At 73.0% G+C, this 18,344-nt stretch carries 18 protein-coding genes; 11 read left to right on the top strand and 7 right to left on the bottom strand.

Annotated features, from left to right (window positions below; all coding sequences use genetic code 11):
• Nucleotides 1-173: 173 nt before the first annotated feature.
• Both AC069K_RS01365 and AC069K_RS01360 read left to right on the top strand, forming a co-directional pair.
• Nucleotides 174-1,445, top strand: a complete 1,272-nt coding sequence (locus AC069K_RS01365; RefSeq protein WP_365113824.1) for a phage baseplate protein — start codon at nt 174-176, stop codon at nt 1,443-1,445.
• 58 nt (nt 1,446-1,503) lie between these two features.
• A complete protein-coding gene (locus tag AC069K_RS01360; protein WP_478610869.1) occupies nt 1,504-1,953 on the top strand; it encodes a hypothetical protein in 450 nt (149 codons plus the stop codon).
• 97 nt (nt 1,954-2,050) lie between these two features.
• Here the strand turns inward: AC069K_RS01360 and AC069K_RS01355 are convergent, their stop codons facing one another.
• Entirely contained in the window at nt 2,051-3,199 is a 1,149-nt protein-coding gene (locus tag AC069K_RS01355) for a citrate synthase/methylcitrate synthase (protein ID WP_478610866.1), read from the bottom strand.
• A 102-nt stretch (nt 3,200-3,301) separates the two neighbouring features.
• On the opposite strand from AC069K_RS01355, the gene AC069K_RS01350 reads away from it, so the two are divergent.
• Nucleotides 3,302-4,525: a citrate/2-methylcitrate synthase gene (locus AC069K_RS01350; protein WP_478610863.1), complete on the top strand. Its 1,224-nt coding sequence runs from the start codon at nt 3,302-3,304 to the stop codon at nt 4,523-4,525.
• A gap of 37 nt (nt 4,526-4,562) precedes the next feature.
• On the opposite strand, the gene AC069K_RS01345 is transcribed toward AC069K_RS01350, so the two are convergent.
• From AC069K_RS01345 to AC069K_RS01335, 3 genes are all read right to left on the bottom strand, one after another.
• The gene (locus tag AC069K_RS01345; protein ID WP_478610860.1) at nt 4,563-6,431 is read right to left on the bottom strand and encodes a M1 family metallopeptidase; all 1,869 of its coding nucleotides are present in this window, start codon (nt 6,429-6,431) and stop codon (nt 4,563-4,565) included.
• Nucleotides 6,432-6,701: 270 nt separating this feature from the next.
• Nucleotides 6,702-7,073 (bottom strand): MerR family transcriptional regulator, encoded by a 372-nt coding sequence (locus AC069K_RS01340; protein WP_365113826.1) that lies wholly within the window; start codon nt 7,071-7,073, stop codon nt 6,702-6,704.
• A gap of 26 nt (nt 7,074-7,099) precedes the next feature.
• Nucleotides 7,100-7,870, bottom strand: coding sequence for an SDR family NAD(P)-dependent oxidoreductase (locus tag AC069K_RS01335; RefSeq protein ID WP_478610857.1), 771 nt, complete (start codon nt 7,868-7,870; stop codon nt 7,100-7,102).
• Between the two features lie 428 nt (nt 7,871-8,298).
• Here AC069K_RS01335 and AC069K_RS01330 point away from each other — a divergent pair, with 428 nt between their 5' ends.
• On the top strand, nt 8,299-10,227 hold the full coding sequence (locus AC069K_RS01330; protein ID WP_478610855.1) for a helix-turn-helix domain-containing protein: 1,929 nt from the start codon (nt 8,299-8,301) through the stop codon (nt 10,225-10,227).
• A gap of 66 nt (nt 10,228-10,293) precedes the next feature.
• Here AC069K_RS01330 and AC069K_RS01325 read toward each other — a convergent pair whose 3' ends face one another.
• A complete protein-coding gene (locus AC069K_RS01325; protein WP_365113810.1) occupies nt 10,294-10,905 on the bottom strand; it encodes a TetR/AcrR family transcriptional regulator in 612 nt (203 codons plus the stop codon).
• A gap of 306 nt (nt 10,906-11,211) precedes the next feature.
• On the opposite strand from AC069K_RS01325, the gene AC069K_RS01320 reads away from it, so the two are divergent.
• On the top strand, nt 11,212-11,859 hold the full coding sequence (locus AC069K_RS01320) for a hemerythrin domain-containing protein (protein WP_478610850.1): 648 nt from the start codon (nt 11,212-11,214) through the stop codon (nt 11,857-11,859).
• Nucleotides 11,860-11,963: 104 nt separating this feature from the next.
• On the opposite strand, the gene AC069K_RS01315 is transcribed toward AC069K_RS01320, so the two are convergent.
• The gene (locus AC069K_RS01315) at nt 11,964-12,827 is read right to left on the bottom strand and encodes an NAD(P)H-binding protein (RefSeq protein WP_478610847.1); all 864 of its coding nucleotides are present in this window, start codon (nt 12,825-12,827) and stop codon (nt 11,964-11,966) included.
• A gap of 40 nt (nt 12,828-12,867) precedes the next feature.
• Nucleotides 12,868-14,448 carry an FAD-dependent monooxygenase gene (locus AC069K_RS01310; RefSeq protein WP_478610844.1) on the bottom strand — a complete coding sequence of 527 codons (1,581 nt, stop codon included), beginning with the start codon at nt 14,446-14,448 and terminating at the stop codon, nt 12,868-12,870.
• A gap of 232 nt (nt 14,449-14,680) precedes the next feature.
• On the opposite strand from AC069K_RS01310, the gene AC069K_RS01305 reads away from it, so the two are divergent.
• The 6 genes from AC069K_RS01305 to AC069K_RS01280 are packed head-to-tail and all read left to right on the top strand — an operon-like array spanning nt 14,681 to nt 18,287.
• On the top strand, nt 14,681-14,992 hold the full coding sequence (locus AC069K_RS01305; RefSeq protein WP_358835396.1) for an antibiotic biosynthesis monooxygenase family protein: 312 nt from the start codon (nt 14,681-14,683) through the stop codon (nt 14,990-14,992).
• On the top strand, nt 14,989-15,468 hold the full coding sequence (locus AC069K_RS01300) for a nuclear transport factor 2 family protein (protein WP_365113801.1): 480 nt from the start codon (nt 14,989-14,991) through the stop codon (nt 15,466-15,468). Before AC069K_RS01305 ends, AC069K_RS01300 begins: the two co-directional genes overlap by 4 nt.
• A 4-nt stretch (nt 15,469-15,472) precedes the next feature.
• A complete protein-coding gene (locus tag AC069K_RS01295) occupies nt 15,473-15,988 on the top strand; it encodes a nuclear transport factor 2 family protein (RefSeq protein WP_365113799.1) in 516 nt (171 codons plus the stop codon).
• Nucleotides 15,969-16,430 carry a nuclear transport factor 2 family protein gene (locus AC069K_RS01290; protein ID WP_478610838.1) on the top strand — a complete coding sequence of 154 codons (462 nt, stop codon included), beginning with the start codon at nt 15,969-15,971 and terminating at the stop codon, nt 16,428-16,430. Before AC069K_RS01295 ends, AC069K_RS01290 begins: the two co-directional genes overlap by 20 nt.
• On the top strand, nt 16,427-17,203 hold the full coding sequence (locus AC069K_RS01285) for an SDR family NAD(P)-dependent oxidoreductase (RefSeq protein WP_478610835.1): 777 nt from the start codon (nt 16,427-16,429) through the stop codon (nt 17,201-17,203). The genes AC069K_RS01290 and AC069K_RS01285 overlap by 4 nt, the downstream gene beginning before the upstream one ends.
• A gap of 28 nt (nt 17,204-17,231) precedes the next feature.
• Nucleotides 17,232-18,287, top strand: a complete 1,056-nt coding sequence (locus AC069K_RS01280) for an LLM class flavin-dependent oxidoreductase (protein WP_365113793.1) — start codon at nt 17,232-17,234, stop codon at nt 18,285-18,287.
• The last annotated feature ends 57 nt before the right edge of the window (nt 18,288-18,344 follow it).

Genomic DNA, 18,344 nt, shown 5'->3' with positions numbered 1-18,344 from the left:
TCCATTCGTTTGTCTCGCTCCTCTTGCGCTCTACTGCTCTTCCCTCCCCCCCCCCCCCCCCCCCCCCCCCCCCCCCCCCCCCCCACCACGGCTCCCGCCACGGGAACACCCATGCGACACTGACGCCGTTCCGATCACGGCAGCACCGAGGCGTGCATGAAGGAGCGGCGTCGTTGAGCGTCACCATTGAAGGACAGATAGACATCGCGGGACCGGTGGGCAAACTGCTGCACCGTCGCCCGCTCAAGAACAGCACCGTGATGCAGTCGTTCCACACCGACCCGGTGTCGGGCGACATCTTCGTGCTCCAGCTGATGCAGGGCGGTCTGACCCTCAGCGGCGAGTCCGCGCCGGTCGACTACGACACCCGCAACCGCAACGGCGACATGTGCGTGACGCGCCTCAACCGGGCGGGCGCGATCACCGGCTACATGTATCTGCGCGGCTTCGGCCACGGCGTCAACCTCGGCGTCGAGAACCGCAACGGCACCATCCGGCTGTGGACCGAGACCGCGTCGCAGCCCAACAGCAGGAACGAGGGCTTCGGCACCTCCATCACCAACTTCGACTTCCGCTCGGGCTCGGTGCTCGACTACGGCTCCTCGCTCCACGCGAAGCCGTACCGCCCCACACCGACCGCGCTCTTCGCCACCCCCACCATCGACCGCAGCTCCAACGAGCTCGTGATGCGCTTCTACTCCGACGGCGCCACGCACTTCGAGCGGTACGACCTGGCCAAGGCCTCGGCGGGCGTCTTCGAGCCGCTCCAGCGCATCGAGATGCCCGCGGACCTGGGCGTGTTCCAGGGGTACGCCTCGCACCGGGGCGTGGTGTACATGCTCAACGGCGAGTCCAGCACAGCCACCCGCAACCCTCCGCCGGGCAACACCTACATCACCGCGCTGGAGTGGGCCACCGGCAAGGTGCTGGACCGGCAGTTCATCACCGCCGCGCCGGGCCTCGAATGGCGCGAGCCCGAGGGCATGCACGTGGACACCCGCGACGGTGTGACCAACCTGCACTTCGGCTTCGCCTGCGAGGACCCCGGGCCGCGCACCTGCACGCTCCTGACGATCCCCGACACGACCGAGGTCGACGGCGTCAAGGTGATGACCGACTGGACGACGATCCCCCTCGCCTCCGGTGTCACCGCCGACGTGAACCCGCCCCGGGGCCGGCTCATCAGCGTCGCCGGAACCACGACGCTCCAGCTCAGCGGAGGAGTCAAGGGCACCTTCGACGGCGACGCGGTCCTCGGCACGCTGCCCGACGCGCTGACGCCCAGCGTGGCGGCCCGCTGCAACGTGCCGCGCAACAACAACGGCGGCTACTGCGTCGCCCGGGTCGAGGCGGGTACCGACGGCGCGCTGCGCCTGTTCGGCGGGCGTGACACCAACGCCATCACCTGGGTCCAGCTCGACAGCTTCAGCGCCGTCTGGCGCTGACCGCGCCCGCAGTCCTCCCCGTCACTCGTACCAGGCCTCGTCAAGGAGACCAGCCACCATGTCCTACAACCGCCGCAGCATCCTCGGTGCCGCCTTCGCCGTGCCCGCCGCCGTCGCGGTCGCCAACCTCGCCGCCGCCTCCCCCGCGGCCGCCGCCGGCGTGGAGGCCGGCGACTGGGCCGACCTGGTCCTGGAGCCCGGCGTCACCGCGCAGACCGGCGCGACCCCGCAGGTCCGCCTCGTCACCATCGCGGGCACCACGTTCCTCCAGGCCCGCGGCATCATCAACGGCAGCTTCGCCGCCGACACCAAGGTGGCCACGCTGCCCGCCGCCATGGCCAGGCCCACCTCGTACGTCCGCGCCACCGCGCCGCGCAACAACAGCGCGGGCATCAACTCCTGCCGCTTCGAGGTGAACACCGCCGGTTCGGTGACCATCTTCGGCGGCAACTCGGGCAACCCGATCACCTGGGTCCAGTTCGACTCGGTCCAGACGATCTGGCGCTGACGCCCGTACGCGACCGGGCACCGCGCCCCCGGGCGCTCCCGCCGGGCTCCGGCCCGCGCGGGAGCGCCCCGGCGCGGGCGAAGGGGGACAGGCCCTTTCAGGGGGCGGGCACCGGCTGCGGCGGGGGCGGGCCCACATAACGCGCCGCCGGGCGGATGATCTTCGAGTCCTCCGCCTGCTCCAGGATGTTGGCGCTCCAGCCGATGACGCGGGCCGCGCAGAACGTCGGGGTGAACATCTCCCTCGGCACCCCGCACAGCTCCATGACCACGCCGGCGTAGAACTCCACGTTGGTGTGGAGCTCCCGGCCGGGCTTGAGCTCGGCGAGGATCGCCTCGACGTGCTTCTCCACCTCGACGGCGAAGGCGACCAGGGGGCCGCCGATGCCCTCGGCGATCCCGCGCAGCATCCGCGAGCGCGGGTCCTCGGTGCGGTAGACGGGGTGGCCGAAGCCCATGATCCGCTCTCCCGCCAGGACCCGCTCGCGCACCCACGCGTCGATGCGCTCCGGTGAGCCGATGGCGTCGAGCGTGTCCAGGGCGCGGCTGGGAGCGCCGCCGTGGAGCGGGCCGGAGAGCGCTCCGACCGCGGCGACCAGGGACGCCGCCAGGTCCGCGCCGGTGGAGGCGACCACGCGCGCGGTGAACGTCGAGGCGTTGAAGCCGTGGTCGACGGTGGAGATGAGATAGCGCTCGATGGCCCGGACGCGGTCGGGCTCGGGATGTGAACCCGTCATCATGTAGAGGTAGTTGGCGGCGTACGACAGGTCCTCGCGCGGCTCGACGGGGTCGAGGCCCCGGCCGAGCCGGTACAGCGCGGTGAGCAGGGTGGGGACGGCGGCGCAGGCGGCGAGCGCGTCCTCGCGGCGCTGCCCGGGGTCGAGGTCGTAGACCGGGCGGAAGCCCTGCGCGGCGCCGAGCAGGGAGAGCGCGGTGCGCAGTCCGGCGAGGGGTCCGGAGGCCGCGCCGGCCGCCGCGATGCCGGGCAGTGCCTCGCTCACCTCCCGGGGCAGCCGGCGCAGGGCGGCGGTGCGGGCCGTGAAGTCGGCGCGGGCGGCGGCGTCGGGTAGTTGGCCGTGGAACATCAGGTGCCATACGTCCTCGAAGCCGCGGCTCTGCGCGAGCTCGACGGCCGAGTACTGGCGGTAGTGGTAGAAGCCCTCGCGCCCGCGGACGTCCCCGAGCGCGGTGTCCGTGACGACGACGCCCGCGAGCCCGCGGGGCACCGGTGTGGTGGTGGTCGACATCGCTGTTCCTCCTTCAATGTTGATTCGACTGTCTATGATTGACGAGAAAGCTGTCAATATTGATTGAATCAACATTGATCGATCTTGGATACGGTGGCCCCCATGACGGATCAGTCGCGACTCACCACCCGCGAGGCGGCCGAACGGCTCGGTGTGAAGCCGGAGACGGTGTACGCGTACGTCAGCCGCGGCCAGCTCAGCAGCGAGCGGGCGCCCGGCGGACGCGGTTCCACCTTCGACGCCAAGGAGGTGGAGGCCCTCGCCCGGCGCAGCGCCCGCCGCGAACCCGCCGTGCGCGGCGGTGAGTTGGCCTTCCGTACCGAACTGACGCTCATCGACAAGGACCGCTACTACTTCCGCGGCGTCGACGCGGTCGAACTCGCCGGGGCCTACGGCTTCGAGGAGGTCGCGGAGTGGGTGTGGACGGGCACGCTGCCGCGCGGGGCCCGGTTCACCGCGCCCCGGCCGTTCCTCGACGCGGCGCGTCTCGCGGTCGGCGCGCTGCCCACGCACAGCGGCGCCATGGACCGGCTGCGGGCCGCCGCGGTCGCCGTCTCGGCCGCCGATCCGCTCCGCTTCGACCTGGAGCCCGCGGCGGTGCTCGGCTGCGCCCGGATGCTGATCCCCACCCTGGTCGGGGCGCTGCCCACGGCCGGCAGGCGGCACGGCGGCGCCGAACGGCTCGCCCCGCAGCTGTGGCACCGCCTGACGCCCCGGCTCCCCGACGAGGCGTCGATCAACGTACTGGACACGGCGCTCGCCCTGTTGATCGACCATGATCTGGCCGCGTCCACGCTCGCCGCCCGGGTGGCGGCCTCGGCGCGCGCCCATCCGTACGCGGTCGTCTCGGCCGGGCTCGGCGCGCTCGACGGGCCGCTGCATGGGGCCGCCAGTGGGCTCGCCCACCAGATGCTCGCCGAGGTCCTGGAGCGCGGCGGCGCGGCCCCCGTGGTCGCCGCCCATCTGCGCTCGGGCCGCCGGGTGCCGGGCCTGGGCCACCGTCTCTACCCGGGCGAGGACCCGCGGGCCCGGGCCCTGTTCACGCTGCTCGCGGAGCTACCGCAGGCCGAGGAGGCGCTGGCCGCGGCCCACGACGTGGTCGCCACGACGGCCCGGCACACGGAGCTGCACGCCAACGTCGATCTCGCGCTCGCCGTCCTCAGTGTGGCGTGCGGAATGCCCGCCGAGGCGGGCGAGACGGTGTTCGCGGTGGCGCGTACGGCGGGCTGGATCGCGCACGCCCTGGAGGAGTACGGGGAGCACCCCCTGCGGATGCGTCCCAGTGCCCACTACACGGGCCCTCGCCCGCCACAGCCGCTGCCGTGACGGGCGAGAGTGGTGCGCGCGGACCGCGCGGGCGGTGTCAGCCCTCGATGCGGTGCGTGGTCCAGAACGACGTCAGGTCCGTGGCCGTGGCGGCCTGGGCCGCCGCCTTGAACTCGGCGGTCGTCGAGACGCCGTACCAGTGCGACGTGGCGTAGTCCTTCAGGAGCTTGGCCATCGCGGTGTCACCGAGGACGCGCCGCAGGTCGTGCAGGGCGCACTTGCCGTAGCCGTAGACGACGGTGGAGTAGCGCGAGGAGTGCGCGTCCCAGTAGGCCATGGAGTTGGTGATCTTCTCGGCGGACGACGCCCAGGAGACGCTGTTCCAGCAGCCGCTGCCCGTCTTGTTCAGCGCCAGGTCGGTGGCGTAGTCGGTGAAGGACTCGTCCAGCCAGGGGCTGGTGTACTCGTCGTCGCCGACGATGCCGTAGAACCACTGGTGGCCGATCTCGTGGGTGAGCGCGGTGGTGCTGACCAGGTCGAGGACGAAGCCGGGGTACTCCATGCCGCCGAACCAGTAGTTGTTGTCGATCACCGCGTCCAGCTCGCCGTACGGGTAGGCGCCGAAGCGGGCCGCGTGGGCGTCCACCGCGCTCTTGGCGGTGCTCAGCATCGACTGGGCGTCGGTGGAGCTGATGCCCGAGACGGAGTAGATGTTGATCGCGGTCCCGGCGGCCGAGGTGCCGGAGATCTTGCTGAACGGCCCCGCCGCCCAGGCGAAGTCACGGACCTTGGAGGCGGTCGCGGTGGTGACCGTACGGCCGCTGGAGCCGGGGGTGTCGACCGAGGTGCCGGTGGCGGGCACCAGCAGGGTGGTGGGGTGGTCGAGGGTCACCTTGAAGTCGGCGGCCAGGGAGTAGAACGACTCGCCGTTGTTGGTGTACGGGTCCAGGTGCCAGCCGGCCCCGTCCTTGACGGCGAGCACCGGCAGCGCGTTGCCGATGTTGTTGAACGCCCCGTCGTGGCCGAAGCGGTCGGCGCCGCTCGGGACGGTGATCCCCAGGTCGAAGCCGATCGTGGCGCTCTGGCCCTGGGCGAGCGGGGTGGGCAGGGATATCTGCAGGGCGGTGCAGCCCACCGACAGGGAGCCCGCGGTGCCGCCGGTGACGTTGGTGACGGCGATCGGCATGGCGGAGCAGGTGCCGTGGTAGTTGTCCCACAGCCGCAGATACACCTCGCTCAGCGCGGTGGCGGAGGCGTTGGTGAAGGTCGCGCTCTCGTGGCCGGTCCAGACCGTACCGCTGGTGTTGCTGCTGAGGCTGACGGTATACGCGGGCGAGGCCGGTGTACGGGTGGAGTCACCGGGCGGGGTGGTGCCGCCGGAGGTGGTGAGGGCGACGTCGTCGACGACGAAGCTCGTCTGGAGGCTGGAGTCCTCGGTGCCGGTGAAGGCCACGTTGACGGTCTGGCCCGCGAAGGACGACACGTCGAAGGACTTCTGGACGTAACCGGTGTTCTTGTTCAGGTTCGAGTACGTCGCGAGGGTCGTGCCGCCGATCTTCGCCGTGAGCTTGTCGTACTGGGTGGACGACGTCGTCTCGGCGGTGTCGATGTGGAGCCAGAAGGTGAGGGTGGCGGTGGAGCAGCCGGAGGGGATGGTGACGCTCTGGGAGAGGGTGTCGGTGTGGGTGCCGCCGACGCCGTTCAGCCACGCGAAGTAGCCGCCGCCGTGGGCGCTCTGGCCCGCGCGGTTGGTGATCAGACCGGTCTGCGACTGGCTCCACGACGCTGTGCCGCTCTCGAAACCTCCGTTGGCGACCACCTGGGCCGGGGTGCACGCGGCGGCGGCCCGGGGCGTGTCGTGCGGTGCGGCCGCGGCCGCGGCCGCGGTGCCCGGATACGAGAAGGCGGCCAGCGCGACCACGGACAGTGCGCTCGCCGCGAGGGCGGGGTGGGGGGTGGGTCTCACACGTGACTCCTTTGACGCGGCCGGGGTTCCGGCGTGCTCGGTGGCCGCCCGACGGCTCGGGTGCGCCGGAGGCGGCCGCGGACTGCGCACATCGCTCGCGCGACGGCTGCGGTGAGATTTCCTGCGCGCCTCCCCGGGGCGGTCCGGGGCGGCGGCTGCCGGAAAGCCTGGCAGATTTGACCAGGGCATGCCATCAGGGGCGGGTAAAACTGTTGCCCGGCCGGGCGGGGGTCCGTCCGCCGTGGAGAAGTCCCCCGCGCCGGCGGGGAGTCAGGCCACCGGGCGGGCCCGGTCGCCGGTGCGCTCGCACAGCGCGGCCCGCAGCCGGTCCCGGGCCCGCGTCTGGGCGGCGATGCGTGCTTCGAGGACGGCGAGCCGCTCCCGCGCGACCCGCAGCCCCCGGTCCGAGGGGGGCGCCGCGGCCACATCGCCGTCCAGGCAGGGCAGGAAGACCGCCACGTCGTCCAGGGTGAGCCCCGCGGCCAGCAGATGGCGGATGTTGCGGACCCGTACCACCGTACGGTCGTCGAAGACGCGGTAGCCGTTGGCCGCCCGTTCCGATGTGATCAGCCCGGCCTGCTCGTAGTGGCGCAGCGCCCGCGCCGTCGTCCCGGTCGCCTTCGCCAACTCGCCGATCCGCACCCGCCCCACCTCCGGGGCAACTCCTATCACGCCACCACCGCCCCTCCGTCGACCGGGAGGATCGCCCCGGTGATGAACGAGGCGGCGGGGGACGCGAGGTAGGTGATGGCCGAGGCGACCTCCTCGGGCCGCCCGATGCGGTCCAGCGGGGTGTGCGCCCTCTGCCATGCGCGCACCGCGGCCAGCCGCTCCGGCGTCAGGCCCTGGTGCACGCCGATCGGGGTCTCGACCGCTCCGGGGGCGACGGCCACCACCCGGACGCCCCGGGGCGCCAACTCCACGGCCCAGCCCCGGGTCAGCGTCTCCAGCGCCGTCTTGGTGGCCGCGTAGAAGGCGTTCCCTGCCCAGCCCCGCTGCCCCACCGAGGTGCTGACGTTGACGATCACCCCGCCGGACGCCTCCAGGGACGGCAGGGCGGCCCGGGCGAGCAGGGCGGGCGCGACCAGGTTGGTGGCGAGCTGCGGGGCGATCCCCTCCGGGTCGAGGGCGTCGAGCGAACCGCCGCGCACGATGCCGGCGTTGTTGACCAGCACGTCCAGCCGCCCGTGCAGGTCGAGCGCGGCGCCGACGATCCTTGCGGGACCGTCCTCGGCGGTGATGTCGGCGACCAGGGGCGTGATCCCTCCCCGGCCGGCGGCGGTCTCGTGCAGCGGTTCGGCCCGCCGCCCGACGGCCAGCACCCGGGCCCCCTCGTCGGCGAAGGCACGCGCGGTGGCCCGCCCTATGCCGGTACCGGCGCCGGTGACGACGACGGTCCTGGTGGTCCGGGATGCGGAGGTCATGGTTGCGGTGTCCATGGCGGACATTGTTCAACCCTGCCGCCAGCGGCAAGGTCAAGCGGGAGCGCGGCACCGGCGACTTCCCGACGGATACGGCCGTAGAGGCGGCCCCCGGCGCCCCCCGCGCCGATCCCCACGGCGGCACCTAGTTCTGGCCAAAACACGGGAAATTACTTGATCGCGCCATCGTGATGAAGTCCTAATGGCGGGCGGGGGGTCCTTTCGTGGTGACGAGGAAAGCAGCCGCAGAGCCGAAGAGCAGGTCAGCGGTGCCACGGCCGCCCCGCCGGGCGGGTCGCCGGGCGGGGACCGCGTCCGGGCGGCGGCTCTCCCTCCGCCGTGGGGCGGACCGGCGAGGACAGGACACCCCCCATCACCCCCATGCGCTCCGTCGCGTCGGCGCGACCGGTGGGCGGAGCGTCCCCCTGCGCACAGTACGGAGTGAGATGTCCGAAGACACGGCCACCCTCAGCGGTGCCGTCACCTATCTGGAACTCCTGGCCATGCGGGCCTCCCGCGGAGCCTTCAGTCAACCGGCGCTCCAGGCGCGGCGGGGAGGCGCTCCCCCGCACGTCGTGGACGATCTGGAACGGGCCGAGCAACTGGCCCTCGGGGTCGAGCAGCAGCTGGCGGACCTGGAGCGGCGCAAGAACGAGCTCGCCCTGCTCATGGACACGACCCGCGCCCTGGCCGAGCAGGACGACCTCGACTCGCTGCTCACCACCCTCGTACGCCGTACCCGGCTGCTCCTGCACGTGGACATGGCCTGGGTGCTGCTCCTCGACGGCGAGGACGGGTCCTGCATCCGCGCGGCCGACGGGGCGATCTCCGTGCTCGGCGGGGTCGCCCGCGTCCCCGTCTGGCAGGGCATGAACGCCATCAACGCGGTCGGGCAGTCGCCCGTGTGGACCGCCGACTGCCACCGGGACGACATGATCCCGCGCTCCGAGCACATCGAGGCGGTCGTCCTGGAGGAGGGGCTGACGGCGCTGCTCGCGGTGCCGCTGCGCAGCGGGGGCAAGGTGGTCGGCGTGCTCTTCGGCGGCGACCGGGTGGCCCGTTCGTACACCGCGGACGAGGTGGCGACGCTGTCGACGGTCGCCACCTACGCCGTCGCCGCCGTGAACTCCGTGCAGGCCCTGGAGCGCGCCCGCGGCCGGGCCGCCGACCTCGCCGCCGAGGTCGACCGGCTGCGCGCCCGGGAGAAGGCGCGGCGGCAGACCGCGCAGAGCGGCGGACGGCTCGTCGAACTCGCCCTCGGCCAAGTCGACGTGAAGGCGTTCACGGTCACGGCGGGCCAGGTCCTCGACGGCTCGGTCTGGCTGCGCGACGAGAACGACAACACCATGGCGCGCGACCAGGGCCGGTGGGACGACGCGCAGGAGCTGGCCGCCGCCGCCTTCACCGCCCGCGCCGAGCAGCGCGTCGTCCACCTGGACGAGGGCACCGTGGTCGCGCCCCTGCGGGCCGGCGAGGAGGATCGGGGCGCGCTGGTCCTGCGCTGCCGGGCGGGCCGTACGCCCGACACGGACCTCGTGGGGTACGCGGTCCGGGCGGCGGCGATCCTGGTCACGCTCAACCGCGGCGCCGAGTCCGCGGACCGCAAGTTCCGCGACGAGGCGCTGGACCGGCTGCTCGACGGCGTTCCCTTCAGCCGCCGCTGCCAGCGCCGGCTCAAGGGGCTGGGGCTCGATCTGAGCCGTCGGCACGCCGTGATCGTCACCCGGTTCCCGGCCGGCGAGGGGCATGCCCTGTCGACCTGGACCTCGACCTTCGTCTGGCTCCGCGGGGGCGCCAGAACGGTCCACAACGGCCACCTGGTGCTTCTGCTGCCGCACGCGGACGCGCGCGAGGCCGCCCGCGACGTGAAACAGCGGCTGGCCAGGACCCTGGGACGGCCGGTGGCGGTCGGCGCGGCGTCGGCCTGCGGCGGTCCCGAGGAGCTGCTCGCCGCGTACCAGGAGGCGGCCGCCTGCCTGGACGTCGTGACGATCCTCGGCAAGGAGGACGCGGACACCCCGGCGATGGCCGACGAACTCGGCTTCGTCGGCATGCTGCTGGGCGGCAGCCGTGACATCGGCGCGTTCATCGAGCAGACGCTCGGCCCGATCCTCACCTACGACGAGCGGCGCTCGACCAGTCTCGCGGCGACCCTGGAGGCGTACTTCGCGGCGGGCGCCAGTCCGACGTACGCGGCCGAGGCGCTGCGGGTGCACACCAACACGGTGGCCCGGCGGCTGGAGCGCGTCTCGCAGCTCCTGGGACCGGAGTGGCAGCAGCCGGGCCCGGCCCTGGAGATCCAGCTGGCCCTGCGCCTGTCCAAGGTCAGCGCGTCCCTGCGGGGCCGCGCGGAGGCCGGGCAGGCGGTGCGCTGACCGTCCGCGCCGTCCGCGTGAGGCCCGTGCGCCCGTCCCGGTCCGAGTGCCGGGGCGGGCCCGGGTTCAGGCGGGGGCGTGCGCCACCAGGAAGTCGTCGACGACGCGCTCGACGTACTCGGCGGTGATCTGGCGTCCCGCGAGCAGCCGGCGGTACATCAGCGGGCCCGCCAGCTGGTCGACGGCGAGGTCGGGGTCGAGGTCCGCGGCCAGTTCGCCGCGCGCCTTCGCGGCGTCGAGGACGGTACGGAAGACGCGCGAGCCCTCGCGGTAGAGCGCCTCCTTGAGCTGGGCGAAGACCGGGTCGACCCCGGCCCGTTCGATGACGGCGCGCAGCCCGCGGTCGCTCACCGGGTCGTGCAGCAGGCGCCGCAGCCCGTCGAGTTCACGGACCAGGTCATCGCGCAGGACGCCGGTCGGCGGGGTGTGCGCGGTGGAGATCCGCTCGGCGATGACGTCCCGGACCAGGCCCGAGGCGTCGGGCCAGTGGCGGTAGAGGGTCGTGCGGCCCACGCCGCTGCGGGCGGCGACGGCGACGTGGGTGACCGCGGACCAGCCCTGCTCGATGAGGAGGTCGCGGGCGGCGGCCAGCGCGGCGGCGCGGCTGCGCTCGGCCCGCGGGTCGGGCCCGCGGCCCGGCGCGCCGGAGGTGCGGCTCGGCTCGGTGGGGGCGGACATCCGGCTCCGTCCTGTCGTCGTGGTGGGACGAGTGTAGGGCGCGCGGTCGGGTATCGCGGTGGCGTACGCGCAGGTCACGTGTGCCGGTGCGGCAGCACGGCCCGGCGCGGGGGGCCGTCCCGGGGCCCGCTGCCGACAGTCTGCACCGATCCGGCCTGTGGAACAACTTGCCCCACATCTCTGTCTGGGGCATGCTGTTCCACAGGTACGGGACACCGTGCACCGTCGCGTGCCGGCCCGGCGTCGTCCCCCACCGCCGCGCAGACCTCAGCGCCATCCGACCCCGCATGCGAGAGGACTCCCGCCATGACCGCCACCGAGGGCCGCACTCAGCCCGATCTGACGCTGATGTACGCGACCCACGACGCCTTCCGGCGCGACCTGGCCCTGCTGGCCGCCACCGCACGGGACCACGGCACCGCGGCCGGCTCCCCGTTCCGTACCGGGTGGGAGACCTTCCAGACGTTCCTGACGATCCACCACACCGCCGAGGACAAGGTGCTGTGGCCCCTGATGCGCGCCAAACTCGCCGACAGGCCGGCCCAGTTGCGGATGCTCGACGAGATGGACGCCGAGCACGAGGCGCTCGATCCGCTCCTCGAAGCCGTCGAGGACGTGCTGGCCCAGGGGCGCCAGGAGCGGCTGCCCGCTCTGATCGCCGAGGTGGGCGGCAAGCTGGTCCACCACCTCGACCACGAGGAGCGGGCGGCCCTGCCCCTGGTCCTGGAGGTGCTCAGCGCCCAGGAGTACGACACCTTCGGCGCCGAGCAGCGGCGGATGCTGGGGGTCAAGGGCGGCGCCCTGTACTTCCCCTGGGTGCTCGACGGCGCCTCCGAGGAGACGCGGCGCACCGCGCTCGCGGTGGTGCCGCCGCCCGTGCGCCTCCTCTTCAAGGCCGTGTGGCGCCCGCGCTACGAGAAGCGCACCCGTGCCTTCTCACGGGCCGCGGCCTGACCCCGGCCCGGCCGCTCGCGGCGAGCACGACGGTGCCCGGCGTCCCCCAGGTGGACGCCGGGCACCGCGCTGTGACGAGCGGGCCGGTCGAGGCCGGCCCCGGATCAGACGAAGTCGGCCTTGTGGGCCTCGGCCCAGTCCCGGAAGCCGCGGGCGCGCCGGCCCAGTACGTTCCGCACGTCCGGGAACAGCCGCCCGCGGAAGTCGTCACCCGACTCCAGCGCCTTGCGCAGCGCCGCCACCACACCGTCGGCGGTCGCCTCCCCGTACAGCCCCGCCATGACCGCGCGGTGCTCCTCGATCGATATCTGCTCGAAGCGCAGCTTCCGGCCGATCACCGAGCCGAGCACCGCCACCTGCTGACGCGCCGTCAGGGCTTCAGGGCCGGTGAGGGCGTAGACGCGCCCCTCGTGGCCCGGCTCGGTCAGCGCGCGCACCGCCACGTCGGCGATGTCCTCGGGGTCGACCAGCGCCTCGGGCAGATCGGCGACGGGGCTGCGCACCACGCCGTCCCCGCGCGCCGCCGGCGCCCAGCCGAGGGCGTGCGTCATGAAGCCGTTGGGCCGCAGGATCGTCCAGGCCAGGCCCGACTCCATGAGCGCCTTCTCGGCCTGGCGGTGCCACAGGCCGAGCGGGGTGTCGTTCTCCTCCTCCACCTCCGCGACCCCGAGCGTGGACAGCTGCACGATGCGCTCCACCCCCGTCTTGCGGGCGACGGCCACCAGGTTGGCGTCATGGGTGCGCTTGTTGTGGCCGAGCGACATGAGGAAGACCTCGCGTACGCCGTCGAGCGCGTCCGGCAGGGTGTCGGGCAGGCCCATGTCGGCGCCCACCACCTCGACACCGGCGGGCAGCCGGGCGCGGGAGGGGTCGCGGGTCAGGGCCCGTACACAATGGCCCGCCGCGTGCAGGCGCGCCAGCACCTTGCCGCCGACGTTGCCGGTCGCCCCGGTCACCAGGATGGTCATGGTCGCAGTCTCCGTTTCAGCAGGTGGGACAGGGTGTGGATCAGTCGGTGGGACGGTCCAGGACCGTGCGCAGGGCCGCTTCGAGGCCGTCCGTGGCGGAGTCGTCCGCCGCGCGCCAGGCGATGAAGCGGTCGGGACGCACCAGGGCCGCGCCGGAGGGCGTCACGCCGTAGCTCTTCTCCCAGCCGCTCACGCGGTGGACGGCGAGGTCGATGCCGAGCCGTCCTGCCGCGCTCTTCGCCGTGGCCTCCCACCCCGTGGCGTCGGCCCCGGCGAGCAGGACGAAGGAGCGGCCGAACAGGGCGGTGGTGGAGCCGCCCCCGTCGAGCGGTACGTACGGCGCGCGGGAGCCGGGGCGGCCGGTGGGGGCCGTGGGGTCCTCCAGGAGTTCGCCCGCGTCGCCGGGCTCCGGGACCACGGCGCCCCGGGCGCAGCGGTAGCCGAAGACCTGGACGACCGGGTCGATGGGCGCGGCGGCCGTGCCGTCGTCGAGGTCGGGGCCGAGCCGCTCCACGGTGTTGGCGAACTGCTGCTCCGCGATCATGTCGGAGACGGGCCTGCGCTCCGCGTCATGGCTGGCGAGGAGCCCGGGACCGGCCTGGCCGCGGACGGTCATGGCCAGCTTCCACGCGAGGTAGAACCCATCCATGACGGCCGTGTTGCCGCCGAGTCCGCCGGGCGCCGGCACCACCTTCGCCGCGTCGCCCACCAGGTGCACCCGCCCCACCGTGAACCGGTCGGCGACCTCGCTCACGATCTCGGTGCGGCCCGACCCGGCCACCGTCAGCTCCAGGCCGGGCATGCCCAGGCCGGTGCGTACGAGGGCGGCGCACTGCTCCTCGGTGTAGTCGCGGAAGTCGGGCTGGTCCCTGGTCATGCCGTGGATGTAGCCGTAGCGGCCGGGGATGTCCGTGGTGTAGAAGACGCCCGGAACCGGGTGCAACAGGTGGAACAGGGCGAACCTGCGGCCCTCGGTCACCCCGCCCGCGAGCCCCGCCAGCGGGCCGCTCATGTCCGCGTCGAAGAAGACCCGGAAGACCTCGCCCAGCCGGCCCCGCCCGTGGACGCCGATGCCGAGAGCCCGGCGGGCCGGGCTCTTGCGGCCGTCCGCCGCGACCATCTGCTGGGCGCGTACGGTGCGTTCGGCGCCGGTGGCCACGTCGCGCAGGAGCGCGGTTACCCCGTCGGCGTCCTGCGTGAAGGAGACCAGCTCGGTGCCGAAGGCGAGGTCGGCGCCCAGCTCGCGGGCCCGTTCGGCGAGGATGACCTCGGTCAGCTCCTGGCTGGCCATCGCCCAGTCCTCGGGCGAGACATGGCCCATGCTCATCTCGCCCTGCGTCATGATGCCGCGCAGCACCGGGCCGGAGAGGGTCTCGGCGAGCGCCATGTAGAAGTCGCCGGTGCCGCCCGGCGAGGCGGCGGTGATCCGGTCGGCCACCCCGCCGATGCGCAGTGCCTCCATGGTGTGGGGGTACTGCCCGCGTGCCTTCATCACGACGGAGGTGCCGGGGTGTTTCTCGACCAACAGCGGCCGGACGCCGTGCAGACCGAGGAAGAGCGCGGTGGACAGGCCGGACAGGCCTCCGCCGGCGATGAGGACGGGCACGGATGCCTCGGACACGGGCACTCCCGGGTTCGGTGGACAGGACGGTGCCTTCAGCATCGGCAGCCGGGGCGGTGACCGGATCGGGGCGCGATGCCGACCGGCTGGGGGCCCGGTCGTGGCGGCGCGGCGCCGTCGTGCCACCAACGAGTCACCAACCAGGCATCAGCGGCGCGGCGGAGGGTGGAGAGCGCCCCCGGGGCCACCACCGGTGGCCGGGTGCCACCGTTCGTCCTAACGAGGAGTCTTCGTGGTCGTCTTCGTCAACAAGCTGACGCTCATCGGCAAGCCCGAGGAGCTGGAGCGGATCTACGCGCACGTCGCCGAGTTCATGGAGGAGCAGCCCGGTCTGATCCGCTACCAGCTGATCCGCTCCCAGAAGGACCCGGGCGTCTACTTCAACGTGGCGGAGTGGGACAGCAAGGAGTCCTTCGACACGGCGCTGGCCGAGCCCGAGTTCCGGGCCCGTCTCAAGGCGCTCGGCACCGTCATCAAGGGCGAGCCGCACCTGAGCGACGTCGTGGTCGAGGGCGTGGCCCGCCGGGCCGGAGCCGCCCGGTGACCCCCGACGTCGCGGCCGTGATGGCGACCGCCGGCACCCAGGTGCCCGCCGTCTCGGCCGATACGTACGCCCAGGTCCTCCAGTTCTACGCCCGCCATATGCAGGTGCTCGACGCGGGCGGGGCGGAGGAGTGGGCCGAGGGCTTCACCGAGGACGGGGTGTTCGCGCAGAACGTCAAGCCCGAGCCGTGGAAGGGCCGTGCCCACATCGCCACCTCCATGCGGCGCGGCATCGACCGGCTCGCCGGGCGCGGCGTGCAGCGCCGCCACTGGTTCTCCATGGTGGTCGCCACCCCCGAGAGCACCGAGCCGGGGGACGAGGAGGCGGTCCGTACGCGGTATTACGCGGTGGTCTTCGAGACCCCGCACGGCGGCAAGGCCTCGGTGTATCTGAGCACCACCGGCGAGGACCTGCTGGTCCGGCGCTCCGGCCGGTGGCTCATCAAGCATCGCGACATCGCCCACGACGGGGCCTGAACCGGTGGCGCCGCGCGCCGCGGAGACCGCGGACGGCCGTCTCTACGACGAGATCCAGCGGTTCTACGCCCACCAGGTGCGCCTCCTCGGCGAGGGCGACGTGGAGCGCTGGGCGCTCACCTTCACCGAGGACGCCGTCTTCGCGCAGGAGGCCCCGGCGGACAAGGTCTTCGCCGGGAACGCGCCGCCGGTACGCACCGGGCGCGCCGCGATCGCGGCCGCGGCCCGCGGGGCCGTGGGCGAGCGCCGGGCGGACGGGCGGGTGCGGCGGTATCTGATCGGGATGCTGACCGTGCGCCCCGCCCCGGACGGCGCCGTGCACACCCGTTACGACGCGGTGCTCCTCCAGACGCCGCGCGGCGGGCGCTGCGAGCTCCATCTGAGCACCACCGGGCGGGACGAGCTGGTCCGTCACGACGACGGCTGGCTCGTCCGGCACCGGGTCAACTCCCATGACAGCGTCGCCGGTTCGCACACCGGCTCCGAGCAGGAGGAACACCATGGCCGATCTGACACGTGAACGGGTGGAGGCCGCCTACGCGGCCCTCATGACCGGCGACCGCAGCAAGATCACCGAATACTGGTCCGAGGACCTGCGCTTCCAGATGCCGGGCAACCACCAGTTCGCCGGCTGGTTCGACGGCCTGGACGACTACCTCCAGAAGATGGGCAAGCTGGGCGAGGCGTGCGGCGGCCGCATCCAGGCGGAGACGCTGAGCATCCTGATCAACGAGGCGGAGGGCATCTCCGTCGACGTCTACCGCCTCGACGGCTACCGCGCCCACGCCGAGGAGGGCACCGTCTCCCCGTACGAGCGGCTCCAGGTCGAGGGCGTGCACATGCTGCGCTGGGAGAACGGCCGGATCGTCGAGGGCCGCAGCGCCCTGTTCGCCGACGGTGTCACGCGCGGCAACCTGTGGTGGTCGCCGGTGGGCACCGACGGAGAGCGCACCGAGCTGTGACCGGGCCGGCCACGGGCGCGGACACGGGCCTCGCCGGGCGGCGCGTCGTCGTCACCGGGGCCGGCACCGGTATCGGGCGGGCGGTGGCGCACGCCTTCGCCGACGAGGGCGCCCGGGTGCTGGTGGTGGGGCGCGGGGCCGCCCGGCTCGCGGAGACCGCCGCCGGGCGGCCGGGGATCCACCCCTTCGCCGCCGACATTTCGGCACCGGAGGGACCGCGCCTGGTCGTCGAGGCGGCCGTACGCGAACTGGGCGGGCTCGACGTGCTGGTGAACAACGCCGTCACCATGCGCTCGGCCCCGCTCGGTGCCATCGAGGAGGACGACACCCACCGCCAGGTCGCCACCAACCTCCTCGCGCCGCTCTTCCTCACCCAGGAGGCACTCCCCCACCTGGAAGCGGCCAAGGGCACCGTCCTCAACGTCACCACCGCCGGCAACCAGCGCGGCTGGCCCGGCCATTCCGTCTACGGCGCCACCAAGGCGGCGCTGGACTTCCTCACCCGCACCTGGGCGCTCGAACTCGCGCCGCGCGGGATCCGGGTCGCCGCCGTGGCACCCGGCCCCGTGGAGACCCCCATCGGTGAGCACGCCGGACTCGACGCCGCCGGCGTCGAGCGGATGCGCGAGCGCCAGCGCGCCCGGGTGCCGCTCGGCCGGGTGGGACAGCCCGAGGAGATCGCCTGGTGGCTGGTCCACCTCGCCCGCCCCGAGGCGTCCTTCGCCACCGGCCTGGTGCTGCCGGTGGACGGCGGCGCCGGAGTCGTGTTCTGACCGCACACCCCAACGTCACGGAGTAGCAATGGAATTCGGCATCAACTTCTTCCCCACCGTCGGCCCCGAAGAGAAGCCCGCCGACGTGTACTTCGACGAGGCCCTGCGGCTCGTGGAGCTCGCCGAGGAGCTCGGCTACGACCACATCAAGACCGTCGAGCACTACTTCTTCAAGTACGGCGGCTACAGCCCGGACCCGGTCACCTTCCTGGCCGCCGCGGCGGCCCGCACCAGCCGCATCAAACTGGTGACCGGCGCCGTGATCCCGGCCTTCACCCACCCGCTGAAGCTGGCCGGCAAGCTCGCCATGCTGGACAACATCTCCAAGGGCCGCCTCCAGGTGGGCTTCGGCCGGGCCTTCCTGCCCGACGAGTTCGACGCCTTCGAGCTGGCCATGGACGAGAGCCGGCCGCGCTTCCTGGACGGTCTGCGGGCCTGCCAGAAGCTGTGGGCGGAGGAGAACGTGGTCTGGGACAGCGAGTTCTACAAGTTCGGCCCGGTCACCCTGCTCCCGCGGCCCTACCAGCGCCCGCACCCGAGGATCCTGGTGGCCGCGGCCATCACCCCCTCCTCCTGCGAGCAGGCGGGGCACGACGGCCACGGGCTGCTGCTGGTGCCGTCCATCTCCAAGCGCGAGAAGGTGCAGGAGATGCTCACCCTGTACCGCAAGGCGTACGCGGAGGCGGGCCACGCGCCGGGCGGCGACGAGGTGCACCTGAGCTACGGCTGCTACCTCGCCGAGGACTCCGCCGAGGCCCGCGCCAAGGGCCGGGAGTACTCCCAGCGCACCAACGCGGTGATGGTCGACGCCGTCGCCGCGTGGGGCACCCGGCGCAGCGAGGGGTACGCCGGGTACGAGGCCATCGTCGACAAGATCAAGAAGTCGGACTTCGACAAGTCGGTGGCCGAGAACAAGACGCTGGTCGGCACCCCCGACGAGGTCACCGAGCGGCTGCGCACCATCCGCGAGTGGTACGGCGACGTCACCATCAGCCTCCAGATGATCTCCGGCAACCCGCCCTACGAGGAGACGGCCCGCACCGCCCGCCTCTTCGCCGAGCACGTCATCCCGAACTTCCGCTAGACACGCGGCACTTCGCGCCGCGCGAGGTACGAGGAAGGGGCTCCCCCGAACGCATCG

This window comes from Streptomyces sp. NPDC043908 (genome assembly GCF_056435525.1).
The sequence above is the reverse complement of the archived record's forward strand: the minus strand, read 5'-3'. Positions and strand labels throughout refer to the sequence as shown.